General features: G+C 59.2%; 15 protein-coding genes. 10 read left to right on the plus strand and 5 right to left on the minus strand.

Annotation, left to right across the window (positions count from 1 at the left end; translation table 11 throughout):
* The first annotated feature begins 84 nt into the window (after nucleotides 1–84).
* From H2Z84_RS07905 to H2Z84_RS07915, 3 genes are read left to right on the plus strand one after another with little or no spacing between them, the layout of a single operon-like run.
* A complete protein-coding gene (locus H2Z84_RS07905; RefSeq protein ID WP_181835496.1) occupies nucleotides 85–2,061 on the plus strand; it encodes a peptidase U32 family protein in 1,977 nt (658 codons plus the stop codon).
* 7 nt (nucleotides 2,062–2,068) lie between these two features.
* Nucleotides 2,069–2,485 carry a YkgJ family cysteine cluster protein gene (locus H2Z84_RS07910; protein WP_220272737.1) on the plus strand — a complete coding sequence of 139 codons (417 nt, stop codon included), beginning with the start codon at nucleotides 2,069–2,071 and terminating at the stop codon, nucleotides 2,483–2,485.
* A gap of 53 nt (nucleotides 2,486–2,538) precedes the next feature.
* Complete coding sequence (locus H2Z84_RS07915; protein WP_181835497.1) at nucleotides 2,539–3,003, plus strand: DMT family transporter; 465 nt, start codon at nucleotides 2,539–2,541, stop codon at nucleotides 3,001–3,003.
* A gap of 72 nt (nucleotides 3,004–3,075) precedes the next feature.
* On the opposite strand, the gene H2Z84_RS07920 is transcribed toward H2Z84_RS07915, so the two are convergent.
* The 3 genes from H2Z84_RS07920 to H2Z84_RS07930 form a co-directional block, all read right to left on the minus strand.
* Nucleotides 3,076–3,534, minus strand: a complete 459-nt coding sequence (locus tag H2Z84_RS07920) for a glycine zipper family protein (protein ID WP_181835498.1) — start codon at nucleotides 3,532–3,534, stop codon at nucleotides 3,076–3,078.
* Between the two features lie 16 nt (nucleotides 3,535–3,550).
* A complete protein-coding gene (locus H2Z84_RS07925) occupies nucleotides 3,551–3,973 on the minus strand; it encodes a hypothetical protein (protein WP_181835499.1) in 423 nt (140 codons plus the stop codon).
* An 84-nt stretch (nucleotides 3,974–4,057) separates the two neighbouring features.
* Nucleotides 4,058–4,543 carry a Spy/CpxP family protein refolding chaperone gene (locus H2Z84_RS07930; protein WP_181835500.1) on the minus strand — a complete coding sequence of 162 codons (486 nt, stop codon included), beginning with the start codon at nucleotides 4,541–4,543 and terminating at the stop codon, nucleotides 4,058–4,060.
* A 212-nt stretch (nucleotides 4,544–4,755) separates the two neighbouring features.
* Here H2Z84_RS07930 and H2Z84_RS07935 point away from each other — a divergent pair, with 212 nt between their 5' ends.
* From H2Z84_RS07935 to H2Z84_RS07955, 5 genes are all read left to right on the plus strand, one after another.
* Nucleotides 4,756–5,034, plus strand: a complete 279-nt coding sequence (locus tag H2Z84_RS07935) for a VF530 family protein (protein WP_181835501.1) — start codon at nucleotides 4,756–4,758, stop codon at nucleotides 5,032–5,034.
* A 114-nt stretch (nucleotides 5,035–5,148) separates the two neighbouring features.
* Nucleotides 5,149–5,760 (plus strand): glutathione transferase GstA, encoded by a 612-nt coding sequence (gstA, locus tag H2Z84_RS07940; protein WP_181835502.1) that lies wholly within the window; start codon nucleotides 5,149–5,151, stop codon nucleotides 5,758–5,760.
* 99 nt (nucleotides 5,761–5,859) lie between these two features.
* Nucleotides 5,860–6,213: a nucleotide pyrophosphohydrolase gene (locus H2Z84_RS07945; RefSeq protein ID WP_181835503.1), complete on the plus strand. Its 354-nt coding sequence runs from the start codon at nucleotides 5,860–5,862 to the stop codon at nucleotides 6,211–6,213.
* A gap of 93 nt (nucleotides 6,214–6,306) precedes the next feature.
* The gene (locus H2Z84_RS07950; protein WP_181835504.1) at nucleotides 6,307–7,041 is read left to right on the plus strand and encodes an NAD-dependent protein deacylase; all 735 of its coding nucleotides are present in this window, start codon (nucleotides 6,307–6,309) and stop codon (nucleotides 7,039–7,041) included.
* Nucleotides 7,042–7,133: 92 nt separating this feature from the next.
* Entirely contained in the window at nucleotides 7,134–7,937 is an 804-nt protein-coding gene (locus H2Z84_RS07955) for a mechanosensitive ion channel family protein (RefSeq protein ID WP_181835505.1), read from the plus strand.
* Between the two features lie 62 nt (nucleotides 7,938–7,999).
* On the opposite strand, the gene H2Z84_RS07960 is transcribed toward H2Z84_RS07955, so the two are convergent.
* Nucleotides 8,000–9,214, minus strand: coding sequence for a cyclic di-GMP phosphodiesterase (locus H2Z84_RS07960; RefSeq protein ID WP_181835506.1), 1,215 nt, complete (start codon nucleotides 9,212–9,214; stop codon nucleotides 8,000–8,002).
* On the minus strand, nucleotides 9,211–9,732 hold the full coding sequence (locus tag H2Z84_RS21605; RefSeq protein ID WP_181835507.1) for a hypothetical protein: 522 nt from the start codon (nucleotides 9,730–9,732) through the stop codon (nucleotides 9,211–9,213). The genes H2Z84_RS07960 and H2Z84_RS21605 overlap by 4 nt, the downstream gene beginning before the upstream one ends.
* Nucleotides 9,733–9,840: 108 nt before the next feature.
* Between H2Z84_RS21605 and H2Z84_RS07970 the strand changes: the two genes are divergently transcribed.
* Nucleotides 9,841–11,916 carry a methyl-accepting chemotaxis protein gene (locus H2Z84_RS07970; protein WP_181835508.1) on the plus strand — a complete coding sequence of 692 codons (2,076 nt, stop codon included), beginning with the start codon at nucleotides 9,841–9,843 and terminating at the stop codon, nucleotides 11,914–11,916.
* A 103-nt stretch (nucleotides 11,917–12,019) separates the two neighbouring features.
* Nucleotides 12,020–12,625 carry a LysE family translocator gene (locus H2Z84_RS07975; protein WP_181835509.1) on the plus strand — a complete coding sequence of 202 codons (606 nt, stop codon included), beginning with the start codon at nucleotides 12,020–12,022 and terminating at the stop codon, nucleotides 12,623–12,625.
* Nucleotides 12,626–12,870 lie beyond the last annotated feature (245 nt).

Genomic DNA, 12,870 nt, shown 5'->3' on the forward strand with positions numbered 1-12,870 from the left:
AGCCACTGATTACGTTATAATTCCGCCCCTTCCCGCCATGCTGCCCGCCAGCGGGAAAGCCCTTTTTTCAAGTCAGGAATCGTCATGAGTCTGTTGTCGCACCAGATCGAGCTGTTATCGCCCGCCAAAACCGCCGAGATCGGCCGTGAAGCCATCTTGCATGGTGCGGATGCGGTGTATATCGGCGGCCCCAGCTTTGGTGCCCGGCACAATGCCAGCAACAGCCTCGAGGACATCGTGGGCTTGACGCAGTTTGCCCACCGCTACCATGCGCGCATTTTTGCCACGCTTAATACCATCCTGCATGACGCCGAGCTGGAAGCTGCGCGCAAGCTGATCTGGCAGCTGTACGACGCCGGCGTGGATGCGCTGATCGTGCAGGATATGGGTATTTTGCAGATGGACTTGCCACCCATCGAACTGCATGCCTCCACCCAGTGTGATATCCGCGATGCCGACAAGGCGCGCTTTCTGGCCGATGCCGGCCTGTCGCAACTGGTGCTGGCACGCGAGCTGACCATTCCCGAGATCAAGCGCATTGCCGCCCGTGTGGGCGATGCCGCCACCATCGAATATTTCATTCATGGTGCCCTGTGCGTGGCCTTCTCCGGCCAGTGTTTCATCAGCCATGCCGATACCGGCCGCAGCGCCAACCGTGGCGACTGTTCGCAAGCCTGTCGCCTGCCTTACACCCTGACTGACAAGGATGGCGGCGTGGTGGCCTTCGACAAGCACTTGCTGTCGATGAAGGACAATAACCAGAGCAAGAATCTGGAAGCGCTGCTGGACGCTGGCGTGCGTTCGCTCAAGATCGAGGGCCGCTACAAGGACGTGAGCTATGTGAAAAACATCACCGCTCACTACCGCTTGCTGCTGGACGAAATCATCGAACGCCGCCCCGAGCTGGCACCGGCCTCCAGCGGCAGCTGCGAAATCTTCTTTGCACCGGATCCGGACAAGACTTTCCACCGTGGCAGCACCGATTACTTTGCCACCGGCCGCAAGATCGACATCGGCGCTTTCGATTCGCCCAAGTTTGTCGGGGTAGGGCTGGGTGTGGTGCACAAGGTAGGGCCGGACTGGCTGGAAATTGCCACGCCGGAAAGCATGAGCAATGGCGACGGCATCAACTTCATGAAAAAGCGTGAAGTCGTCGGCATGCAGCTCAATACCGTCAAACAGATCGGCCATGTGCCCGGCGGTCATCTGCTGTGGCGCTGCCAGCCGAATGATCCGGCCTTGTTGCAAGGGTTGAAGCCTGGCATCGACCTGTGCCGCAACCGCGACCACGCCTGGGAGCTGGCGCTGCTGAAAAAGTCGGCCGAACGCAAGGTAGGGGTATGGCTGACGCTGAGCGAACAGGCCGACGGCCTGCAGCTGACAGTGAGCGACGAGGATGGCTGTAGCGCCACCACCTTTGCTCAGCTGGCGCTGGAGCCGGCCAAGGATGCTGCCAAGGCCGAGGCGGGCCTGCGTGACAGCCTGGCCAAGCTGGGCAATACCATGTTTGTCGCCCACGACGTGAGCTTGCAGCTGAGTCAGCCGTGGTTTGTGCCGGCATCGGCCATCAATGCCCTGCGCCGCGAGGCCATCGAACAGCTGGAGCAGGCCCGACTGGCCGGCTGGCTGCGGCCGCAGCGCAAGGCGGCGGTGGAGCCGCCAGTGGAATACCCGGAAAAGACGCTGAGCTATCTGGCCAATGTCTACAACCAGCTGGCCTGGCAGTTCTATCGCAAGCACGGGGTGGAGGTGATCGAGGCGGCTTACGAGGCGCATCAGGAAGAGGGCGAAGTCAGCCTGATGATTACCAAGCACTGTCTGCGCTTTTCCTACAATCTCTGTCCCAAGCAGGCCAAGGGTGTGAAGGGGGTGATGGGCCAGGTGCGCGCCGAGCCGATGACGCTGAAGTCCGGCAATGAAACCTACACGCTGAAATTTGAGTGCCGTCCCTGTGAAATGCATGTGATGGGCAAGATGAAAAAGCACATCCTGAAAGCACCGGCACCCAGCGAGATTCCCTACACCGCGCCGATGACCTTCTTCAAGCAACGTCCGCAATAAGGCTGCGATGATGGCGGATATCGAACGACTGGAAACCTGGGTCAAGTACAAGAACGGCCTGTGCAGCGACTGCATGGGCAGCTGCTGCTCGATGCCGGTGGAAGTGCGCCTGCCGGATTTGGTGCGCATGGGTGTGGTGGACGAATTCGAGCTGGAAGAGCCGATCAAGAATATTGCCAAGCGGCTGGAAAAGCAGCGGGTGATCCAGCACTTCAATTTCAAGCATGGCATCTTCACCCTGATGCGCCGCGCCAATGGCGACTGCCACTATCTGGACCAGCAGAGCAGGCTGTGTACCATTTACGAGCGTCGGCCCAATACCTGCCGCAACCATCCCAAGGTTGGTCCCAAACCCGGTTTTTGCGCCTACACCCGCAACCCCAAGGCTGCCCGCCCGGTGGTGGCGGTCAAGCTGACTGGCTGAAGCCGGCCGCGCTTGCCCGTGCTGCAGCTGACAATGCCTAGCGAAAGACAAAGATGAATTCAGTTCTTGCCCTGATGGCCTTTGCCATCGGTGTGGTGGTGCCGCTGCAGGCGGCGATCAATAATCAGCTCAAGCAGCTGCTGGACGGCAGTACCGTGCTGGCAGCGCTGATTTCATTTGCCGTGGGAACCGTCAGCCTGGCCTTGCTGGCGGTGTGCAGCGGGCAGAAGTTTAGCGGTCTGGCGCAGCTGGCGCGTGGTGAGTGGTGGATGTTTCTGGGGGGGCTGTTGGGTGCGTTTTTCGTGTTCGGCACCACTTTGCTGGCCCCGCGGCTGGGGGTAGCCACCATGTTGTCGCTGATCATCGCCGGCCAGGTGTGCACGTCTTTGTTGTTTGACCGCTTTGGCTGGCTGTCCATGCCACTGCGCGAGGTCAATCTGCCACGGCTGGCCGGGGCCTTGCTGGTGGTGGCCGGTGTGTTGTTGGTGAATTTTGGCGACAAGTGGTTTGGCCGCTGATGCGCTGAGCCAGGAGCAAGATGCGACAGGGGCTGGTCGGAAAGACCAGCCCCTTTGTCATTGACAAGCTGATTACGGCAGACGCGGTGGTGGGTAGTAGGGCGCGCTGTAACGCTGCTGGCCGGGCAATTGATTCCCCTTGGCATACATGCACTGCTCGTAGGCAATATTGTAGCGGTACTGGGCATCGCGCCCGCTGTAGCCGGCCTGGCCGCTACCGGTAGCGGTACCGGCAATCAGGCCCATGCCAGCGCCCACGCCAGCGCCCTGATGACCACCCATCAAGGCACCTGCTGCCGCACCGACCACCGTACCCAGCGCCATATTGCCAGCCATGGCATTGGTGGAGGCATCGGCGCTGCTACCGCCGCTGTTGGCTTCTGCATACTGGCGACATTGCTGTTCTTCCTGGGCAAATACCTCGAACGGTTTGCCCGCTGCTGGCATGACTGCAACCGTGGGGCCAAGAGGCACGGTGCTGCAGGCGCTCAGGCCGAGGGCAGTCAGTGGCAACCACAACAGTTTGTTCATGATGGCAAGTCCTGGCTTATCGGGGTGGCTGTGCCGGCACGGTTTTCCAGCCGCCGGGACATTCACTGACATAGGGGTAGTACTGCTTGACCGCCTTGCAGTAGTACCAGACCTGGGCCGGAGCGGGGCTGGCCACTTCGGCTGGCGGTGGTGGTGTTGCCGGTACCTCAGGTATGGCTGGCGTGTTGACCACCACGGGGGGCACATAGGGATCGGGATAGGGGTAGACCGGAGCGCTATACCAGTACCAGGCACCTCCGGAGATCCACCACCAGCCGAGCCGGCCACGGTAGTAACCGTGGTTCCAGTAACCATCGTGCCAGTGAGCAAAATGCGGTGGCCCATAGTAAACGCCACGGTGTGCCTGGGCGGCCGGCGCTGCCGCCAGCATCATGCCGGATAAGACGGCCAGGCCGGCAAAGCGTGTCAGAGTATGCATGGCAGTTTCCTTACTTCTGCTGCCACGGCCAGAGTCGGCAGTGACAGCAGACGCGGCAACAGCGGTGAAGGGTTCATGGCTGACTTAAGGGGCCGAAGCCGGGCGCGGGTGCGGCATGCGGTGTTGCATGCCGGCGTGCATGCGCTGGCCTTCCTGGTCAAACTGCTTTTGCTGCTCTGGTGTCAGCTGCTGGTACAGCGCCTTGGTGGCTGCCACGTGCTTCTGCATCATGTCCAGATGCTGCTGCATCATTTTCAGATGACCATCCAGTTGTTCTGGCAGTTTGGCATCCGGCTTCAGCGGTGTCTGGGTCTGGGCTGGCAGCGGCTTGATGGCGGCAATATAGGTTTTCCATGCGGCTTCCTGCGCTGGCTGGATCTTCAGCTTGTCATGCAGCATCTGCAGGTGTTTTTCCATCATGGCATCGCGCTTGGCCGGGTCCATCTGCCACATGTGCGACTTCATGCCATCACCATCCATGGCGCAATCACCCTTGCCCATGGCGTGAACGGTGGTGGCAGCAGCGGTGCCAAGCAGACCAACAATCAACAGCGATTTGATCAGTTTCATGGTGCTTTTCCTTGTGCAGGTGAAAGTGGATGTATGCAGTATCTGCTGCAGATGTCAGCCAAGTATTGCGGGAGGGCAGGCAAATGTTAGCAATGATGAATGCCGCGACCTGGTTTGTCCGGCATCAGGCTGGTCGTTTATTCGTAGCGGGGCTACACTGCGTCGTTTTCCATGCGGCGGTGTCCCCGGCGCTTATCAACAGGATGATTCGCATGAGCGACACACCGCCTAATGACCCGCTGCACGGCATGACGCTGGAAAAGATCCTGCTGGCGCTGGTAGAGCATTTTGGCTGGCCCGAGCTGGGCCGGCGCATTGCCATCCGCTGTTTCAACCAGGACCCCAGCATCAAGTCCAGCCTGGTATTCCTGCGGCGTACACCCTGGGCGCGTGCTCAGGTCGAGGCCTTGTTCATCGAAATGAAAACCCGCCCATCCACCGCGGTGGGCAAGGATGGCCGCCCACGGCTGTTTGCGCCGAAACAGGGCTGAATTTGCCTTGCTGGCTTGAAATTGCCAGGATGTCGCCCCAGTTCCTATGGGTGAATCCGGTGCTACGCTGGTGCCGGTATGCAGCAGTCGCTGTTTTTCCGAACAGGAGATGTGATGAAACTCTACTACTCGCCGGGAGCCTGCTCCCTGTCGCCACATATCGTGTTGCATGCTGCGGGGCTGCCGTTCAGCGTGGAAAAGGTCAATCTGCGTGTGCAACCGCATATGACGGCTGGCGGTGTGGAATTTTCCAGTATCAACCCAAAAGGCTATGTGCCGGCCCTGCAACTGGACGATGGCACGGTGCTGAGCGAAGGCGTGGCCATCGTGCAGTATCTGGCCGACCAGGTGCCGGAGCGCAAGCTGGCACCGGCCAATGGCACGCTGGCGCGCTACCGGCTGCAAGAGTGGCTTAATTACATTGCCACCGAAGTGCACAAGAGTTTCTCGCCGCTGTTTTACCCCGGTAGTGACGAGGTGAAGAATGCCGCCTGGGACAAGCTCACCGCACGCTTCGCCATCGTGGAAGCGCAGCTGGCCAGCTCACCTTATCTGTTGGGCGAGGATTTCAGCGTGGCCGATGCCTATTTGTTTACCTGCCTGAACTGGGTGCACATGGTGCACCGTTCGTTGGCCGATTTTCCGGCCATCAGCGCTTTCATGCAGCGGGTGCAGGCGCTGCCGGCAGTGCAGGCGGCGCTGCAGGATGAAGGGCTGTTGCGCTAATACGTGCTGTTGTCTGTAGTCTGACGCCCGCTTGCGGGCGTTTTTGTTTGGCATGAGTACTGCAGTTTCACGTGAAACCGCAAACCGGAGGAAATGGCGATGAGTGAGCAGCGCTTGATTGAAACCACGGCCCTGGAAACGGCGCTGCAGCAGTTTGCCGATGCGCGCGACTGGCAGCGCTTTCATACGCCACGCAATCTGATGCTGGCCCTGGTGGGTGAAGTGGGTGAGCTGGCGGAAATCTTCCAGTGGCTGACCGACGAGGAAGTCGCCCAATTGGCAGACGACCCGGCGCGCTTTAGCCATCTGCAGGAAGAGGTGGCCGATGTGCTGCTCTACCTGGTGCGGCTGGCCAGTGTGCTGAAGCTGGATATCAATGCGGCGGTCTGCGACAAATTGCAGAAAAACGCCGTCAAATATCCGGCCCCGGTCCCAACTGCGCCGGCAGCTTGATATCGGGCAAGCTTGCTGCATTGGTTTTTTGCGCGGCGAGCCTGCGCTCGACTAAGCTTGGCAACCATCACAAGCAGGTGCAGGAGACAGCAGATGCAGCAGGAAATCGTGCGACTGGCCGCTGCCATTCGGCAGGCTGGCCATATCGCGGTATTGAGTGGAGCCGGCATGAGCACCGAGTCGGGCATTCCGGATTTTCGCTCGGCCAAAGGCTTGTGGCAGCAGGGCATGCAGCTGGAAGAGCTGGTGTCCATCGATTACTTCCGTGCCGACCCCGAAGCTTTCTGGCATAGCTTCAAGCAGCTGTTTCATACCAAGTTGCTGGGCAATTACCAGCCTAATGCTGGCCATTGCTTTTTGGCCGGGCTGGAAGAGGGTGGCAAGCAGGTTTCCATCCTGACGCAGAATATTGACGGCCTGCATGGCGTGGCTGGCAGCCAGCATGTACTGGAACTGCATGGCACGCTGCGTAGCGCCAGTTGCCCTGGCTGTAGCCGGCAACAGGGGCTGGACTATATCAATCATCATGTGCTGCCGCTGTGTCCCCATTGCATGGACGTATTGAAGCCGGACGTGGTGTTGTACGGCGAGCCGGTACCGCTGATCGAGCATGCTTTCGACGTGGCCGTGTCGGCCGATTTGCTGCTGGTGCTGGGGTCGTCGCTGGAGGTTTCCCCGGTTAATCACATCCCGCTGGAGGTCGCCCGTGCCGGGGTGATGACCGCGCTGGTCAATTACACGCCCACCCGCATGGACCGGGTATTCAATCTGACCATTCAGGCCGGTATTGGCGATACCTGCCAGCAGCTGCAGGCCCTGCTGGGCTGACCTTGCTGCTGTCAGGACCGTGCTGGCTGGATTTTTTGCCTAAGACATTCTATTTTTCAATGGTTTCTACCAACTGAATAAATAGGATGACCATGACTGATATCAATTGGACGCACTGGGTGGATCTGGCGATCCAGGCCGGCATCAATATTGTTTCCGCCATTGTGCTGTGGGTGGTGGGGCGCTGGTTCATCGCCCTGGCCGGACGGCTGATGGAAGAACAGTTGGTGGCCAGAAAGCTCGACCCCACGCTGCGCCGCTACGCACATTCCTTCCTGTCGGTCAGCCTGACCGTGGTGCTGGTGATTGCCATGCTGGGTTTCTTCGGCGTACAAACCGCCAGCTTCGCCGCCATTATCGGTGCTGCCGGCGTGGCCATCGGCCTGGCCTGGAGCGGCCTGCTGGCCAATTTTGCCGCCGGCATTTTCCTGGTGGTGTTGCGTCCCTTCAAGGTGGGTGATGTGGTCAGCGTGGCTGGCATTACCGGTACGGTAAAGGAAGTGGGCTTGTTCTCCACCATTATCGATACGCCGGACAATGTGATGACACTGATTGGCAATAACAAGATTTTCTCCGACAACATCCAGAACTACAGCGCCAATGGCCACCGTCGGGTTGACCTGAAAGCCCAGCTGGCGGCCAGTGCCGATCATGCGCTGGCCATCAGCCTGCTACGCGAGAAGATTGCCGCCATTCCCAATGTGCTGGCCGAGCCGGAAGTGAGCGTGGAACTGCTGGAGTTTACTGCGCTGGGGCCGGTACTGGCGGTGCGCCCCAGCTGCCAGCCGGAACACTATTGGCAGGTGTATTTCGATAGCAACCGGCTGATTCGCGAAACCCTCGCCGCCGCCGGCTTCCCCGGTCCGGAACAGGCCATGGTGGTACGCCAGAGCTGATCTGGTTTGCGCTAAACAGGAAAAAATACCAGACAAAGCCCGCCATTGGCGGGCTTTGTCTGTTACAGAAAGCGCAGCGGATCCAGCCGCCATTTGCTGGGGGATTCGTGGCTGATGATCTTGTCGCCGCCACCAGCCCCCATACTGCGCGACAGGTCGACGATTTCCGGCGGGATATAGGTATTGCTCTTGCTGCTGAAAAACACCTTCACCTTGGGGGAGACCAGGTTATTGTCGTTTTGCTCGATCACCACCCCCAGCCGACCGCTTTCCAGCCGAACCAGCGTGCCAATGGGGTAGATGCCGATACAGCGCATGAAGGCCTGTACCAGCACCGGATTGAAGTGGAATTTCGACCATTCGAAAATCTTGCGCAGGGCATCGGTCGGCGCCATACCCTTGTGATAGCAGCGGTCGGAGGTCAGCGCATCGTAGACATCGACAATGGCTGCCATCTGCCCCAGCTGGGAGATTTCCTCACCCTTCAGTCCTTCGGGATAACCGCTGCCGTCATGGCGCTCGTGGTGCTGGGCCGCGACCTTGATCGCGGTATCGGAAATACCCTTGGTGGCCAGCAAAATCTGCTTGCTCTCCACCACATGGCATTTCATCACGGCGAATTCCTGTTCGGTCAGCTTGCCCGGCTTGTTGAGGATGCTGTCCGGCACTTTCATCTTGCCGATATCGTGCAGCATGCCGCCAATGCCGGCATGGTGGATCACCTCGCGGCTCATGTTCATGGCATTGCAGAAGCTGACCATCAGCGCGCCGACGCTGACCGAATGCTGGAAGGTATAGTCGTCCTTGTCCTTGATGCGGCACAGCGATAGCAGGGCTCCGCCGTTGCGCAGAATGGAGCTGGTCATCTTTTCGATGGAAGGCTCTACCATTTCCAGCTCTACCTGCTTGCCCAGCCGCACGTCCTGTAGAATGCCGCGCACAATGAGGTTGGCCTCGTTGTGAATCAGCTGGGCCCGGCCGAATTCCGCCGCCGCCTCCACCCGGCGCTCCACCGGCACTTCCCGGCTGGCCAGTTCGATGATTTCCTGTTCCAGCTTGTGCTTGACTTCGGTGACCGTGGGCGCGTGGGCGACATCCTTGCCCTTGTCGGTGTCGATATACACCTCGTGGATACCGGCATCGGCAATCTTGTGAATGGCGCTTTCATCGTTGACCAGAAAGCGCTTCAGCAAAAACGGATGCGACATCCAGTCGCAGTTCAGGTCGTGAATGTACATGCCAACCTTGAGATCGGACACATCGATGCACTTGATCATTGCTTGTGCTCTAACTTGATGGCTGCAAAAGGCGCGGCACTGGTCTTGTGATAAAAAGTAAAACAGTTACCGATATTGTAAATTATCTGCAGCAAAAGGGGAGTCAGCTGCGTCGGTAGCCGGCACACTTTGTGATATGGTGGCCGCCCCTGGTTGCCAGTCGCGGTAGAAAGCCGATCATGGATTGTCGTCTGCATTGCGCTGCCTGTTGCATCGCACCCTCCATTTCCTCCCCCATCCCGGGCATGCCGCAGGGCAAGCCGGCCGGGGTGCGCTGCATTCAGCTCAGCGCTGACAATCTGTGCCTGCTGTTTGGCCGACCCGAGAGGCCAGCGGTGTGTTCCGGCCTTCAGCCTTCTGCTGAAATGTGCGGTGAAAGCAACAGTCATGCGCTGGCCTGGCTGGCCTTGCTGGAAGAAAAAACTGCCCCTGAAGCCTGATCTGTCATGAGTCAATGCCAATGGCATTGCATTATTTTTCGATCTGAAGGTTTGTCTCGCATCATGTTTTGTGCTCACGCCCCTCGCATGTCACTGAGGGTATACCCCAATATGTTAAAGAGTTTGTAGTGAAATGCCGAATATTAGGCTAACAGTTAAAAAAGCAGCTTATCGGGGGATAACAGTATGGCGACAGCAAAATGGGGCCACTTGAGTACGCGCATCATCGTGGTGGCGGCGGCAGCGATTGCTGTCGGCTTTGCCGTGATGATCAGTCTGATTGCCTGGCAGAGCTACTCTGCCGCAGTTGATGTGGGTTACAAGCTGGCGTCCGAACAGGCCAGCAGTTATGCCAAAGACGCTGAAAGCGATTTCGAAAAGGGCTTCACCCTGCCGCGCCATCTGGCGGATGCCATCCTCGGTATCAAGCGTGTTGCGCCGCTGGACCGCAAGCTGGCGGACAACATGATCCAGCAGATGCTGGACGATGCACCGCAATCGGTTGGTCTGTGGATGCTGTGGGAGCCCAATGCCTTCGATGGCAATGACAATGGATTCCGCATGGACTGGCCACGGCATGATCCGACTGGCCGCTACCAGCCTTACATCACCAAAAATGCCCAGGGCAAGGCACAGATGGATGTGATGATGTCGGCTGACCGGGTGAAGGAATTCCCCAAGTTCAAGGATCATCCGGAAAGTTATCAGCCCGATTATGAAAAATCCGGCTGGGGCGATTTCTACTACGTGCCCAAGCAGCGTGGCCGCGACACGATTACCGAGCCTTACCCTTACGAAGTGCAGGGCAAGATGATTCTGGAAAGCTCGCTGGCGGTGGTGATGAAGGATGCCGCCGGCAAGATGCTGGGGGTATCGGCTACCGATGTGGCGCTGGACCAGCTGCAAAAACGCTTCGGTGCCATCCATCTGTATGAAACCGGCTTTATCCGTATGGTGTCCGAAGGTGGCCTGTATGTGGTGACGGCCAAGCCGGAACTGTTGGGCAAGCCGGTGCCCAAGGATGACGCGCTGTCCGGGCATCTGGAGCAAATCAAGAAAGGTGAAGACTTCGTCTATGAAGACAGCGGTTTCACCCATTTCTTCCATCCGGTGAAAGTGGGTAATACCGGCCAGTTCTGGGCGCTGGGCGTGTCCATTCCTACCGCTGCGATTACTGCCGACGCCAGAAAACAGTGCCTGACTGCCATCCTGATTGGCGTAGTGGCACTAGTGGTGATTCTGCTGGTACTGACTGCCGTGGTACGTGCGCTGACCCGCCCGCTCAACCAGTTGGCCGACACCATGGACCAACTTGCTTCTGGCCGTGGCGACCTGACGGTGCGTATGCAAATTACCAATCGCGATGAAATCGGCCGTACTGCGGATGCATTCAATCGCTTTATCGGCAGTCTGCGTGACATGTTTGTCGAGGTACGCCAGCAAAGCCACGAGGTGAGTGTCGCCGCCGCCAGTCTGGCCGACTCTGCCAGCCAGGTGCAGCAGGCTTCGGCCAGCCAGTCTGATGCGGCCAGCGCCACGGCTGCCGGGGTGGAACAGGTGACGGTGAGCGTGCACCACATTGCCGATACCGCACAGGAGGCCGAAATCACCGCCCGTGAAACCGGCGAGCTGACCGAGCAGAGCGTAGCCACGGTTAACCGTATCACCGCAGAAATCCAGCGCATGACCAGCAGCATGCAGGCGCTGGCCGAGCGGATGAACGGCCTGGGCGAGCGCTCGGAAGAAGTCAGCACCATTGTGCGGGTGATCAAGGACATTGCCGACCAGACCAATCTGCTGGCGCTGAATGCCGCCATTGAGGCGGCCCGTGCCGGTGAAATGGGCCGTGGTTTTGCCGTGGTGGCCGACGAAGTACGCAATCTGGCAGGGCGTACCGCCGAGGCGACGGTGCAGATTACCCGCATCGTCAATGCCATTGGCAGTGAAACCCGCGAGGCGGTGGACGACGTGAAAAACAGCCGCGAGCAGGTAACACTGAGCGTGGCGGTGGCCGATGAAGCCAATGAGGCGATGAATACCGTGCTGGGCCGCAGCCAGGGCCTGGTGGCCAGTATTGTCGACATTGCCGCCTCCACCCGTGAACAGTCCGCGGCCAGCCAGGAAATCGCCCAGAACGTGGAGCGCATCAGCTCCATGGCGCAGAGCAATAGCCATGTGGTGCGGCAGGTGTCGGATTCGGTGGCGCAGCTGCGCGAACTGTCGGCCAATCTGGAAAGCCTGGTCAGCAATTTCAAGCTGTAAACCCGGCTGCTCGGCACAAGATCACGCCACCCTGCGGGGTGGCGTTTTGCTGTCTGGCTGCTGCAGAATGGCTGCCATGTCACCGGCATTGCGAGGAGCTGCCATGTTGTGGTCTGCCTTTTTACCCGCTGCGCTATTGCTGGTGATGACGCCTGGAGCCGGCACGCTGTGTGTATGGCGTGCCTTTCTGCGCGGTGGCTGGCGTGCTGCTGGTCTGGCCCTGGCGGGTTTGCTGCTGGGCGACATGCTGCTGATCCTGTTGTCGGCCCTGGGTGTCGCCGCTTTGCTGGCGGCCAATCCGCTGCTATTTGCCGTGTTGCGCTGGGGTGGTGCCGGCTATCTGATCTACTTGGGCGGCCAGTGCTGGCGTCATGCGGCACTACCGCCGGTACCGGATAGCACGGCCAGCCCGTGGCAACTGTACTCCGCCTGCTTGCTGACCCTGGGTAATCCCAAGGCCATCGTGTTCTTCATGGCCTTCTTCCCGCAGTTTCTGCAGGCCGGGCAGGACCCTCTACCGGGCTTTTTGCAACTGGGCGTGGTGTTCTGTCTGCTGAACCTGAGTTATCTGATTGCCTTGCTGTGGCTGGGAAGCCGGCTTTGCGCTGCCGGCTCCATGTCACTGCTGGCGGTATGGGGGCAGCGGGCCAGCGGCTTGATGATGATAGGACTGGGATTGCGCTGCTTATGGCAGCGCCAGCCGGCCTGAGTGTGTCGCGGCCTTGCCGTATTGGTGTCATGGAATTTGCAAAATGCGACACTGCTCTTATCAAGCGGGTGGTTTGGCATTAGAATCTCGGGGTTTGTTCGGAGGAGCCGTCTTGTCGCCATTTGCAGCTGTTGTCATTAGCGTCCGCACCACCTGTCACGGTGGCGTTGTGTCGTTGCTGCCAGGCCGGACTGTTCCCGAACCCCGGAAATTCCAGAAAAAAAGCTCCTGATTGCTCAGGGGCT

The organism is Aquitalea aquatica (genome assembly GCF_013911085.1).
Lineage (GTDB): Bacteria > Pseudomonadota > Gammaproteobacteria > Burkholderiales > Chromobacteriaceae > Aquitalea > Aquitalea aquatica.

What these genes read in the sequence shown, in the direction of transcription:
- H2Z84_RS07910 (WP_220272737.1), top strand. Translation starts at nt 2,069, where the DNA reads ATGATGGCGGATATCGAACGACTGGAAACCTGGGTCAAGTACAAGAAC.
- H2Z84_RS07920 (WP_181835498.1), bottom strand. Translation starts at nt 3,534, where the DNA reads ATGAACAAACTGTTGTGGTTGCCACTGACTGCCCTCGGCCTGAGCGCC.
- H2Z84_RS07970 (WP_181835508.1), top strand. Translation starts at nt 9,841, where the DNA reads ATGGCGACAGCAAAATGGGGCCACTTGAGTACGCGCATCATCGTGGTG.
- H2Z84_RS07935 (WP_181835501.1), top strand. Translation starts at nt 4,756, where the DNA reads ATGAGCGACACACCGCCTAATGACCCGCTGCACGGCATGACGCTGGAA.
- H2Z84_RS07925 (WP_181835499.1), bottom strand. Translation starts at nt 3,973, where the DNA reads ATGCATACTCTGACACGCTTTGCCGGCCTGGCCGTCTTATCCGGCATG.
- H2Z84_RS07905 (WP_181835496.1), top strand. Translation starts at nt 85, where the DNA reads ATGAGTCTGTTGTCGCACCAGATCGAGCTGTTATCGCCCGCCAAAACC.
- gstA (WP_181835502.1), top strand. Translation starts at nt 5,149, where the DNA reads ATGAAACTCTACTACTCGCCGGGAGCCTGCTCCCTGTCGCCACATATC.
- H2Z84_RS07975 (WP_181835509.1), top strand. Translation starts at nt 12,020, where the DNA reads ATGTTGTGGTCTGCCTTTTTACCCGCTGCGCTATTGCTGGTGATGACG.
- H2Z84_RS07915 (WP_181835497.1), top strand. Translation starts at nt 2,539, where the DNA reads ATGAATTCAGTTCTTGCCCTGATGGCCTTTGCCATCGGTGTGGTGGTG.
- H2Z84_RS07955 (WP_181835505.1), top strand. Translation starts at nt 7,134, where the DNA reads ATGACTGATATCAATTGGACGCACTGGGTGGATCTGGCGATCCAGGCC.
- H2Z84_RS07950 (WP_181835504.1), top strand. Translation starts at nt 6,307, where the DNA reads ATGCAGCAGGAAATCGTGCGACTGGCCGCTGCCATTCGGCAGGCTGGC.
- H2Z84_RS07945 (WP_181835503.1), top strand. Translation starts at nt 5,860, where the DNA reads ATGAGTGAGCAGCGCTTGATTGAAACCACGGCCCTGGAAACGGCGCTG.
- H2Z84_RS07930 (WP_181835500.1), bottom strand. Translation starts at nt 4,543, where the DNA reads ATGAAACTGATCAAATCGCTGTTGATTGTTGGTCTGCTTGGCACCGCT.
- H2Z84_RS07960 (WP_181835506.1), bottom strand. Translation starts at nt 9,214, where the DNA reads ATGATCAAGTGCATCGATGTGTCCGATCTCAAGGTTGGCATGTACATT.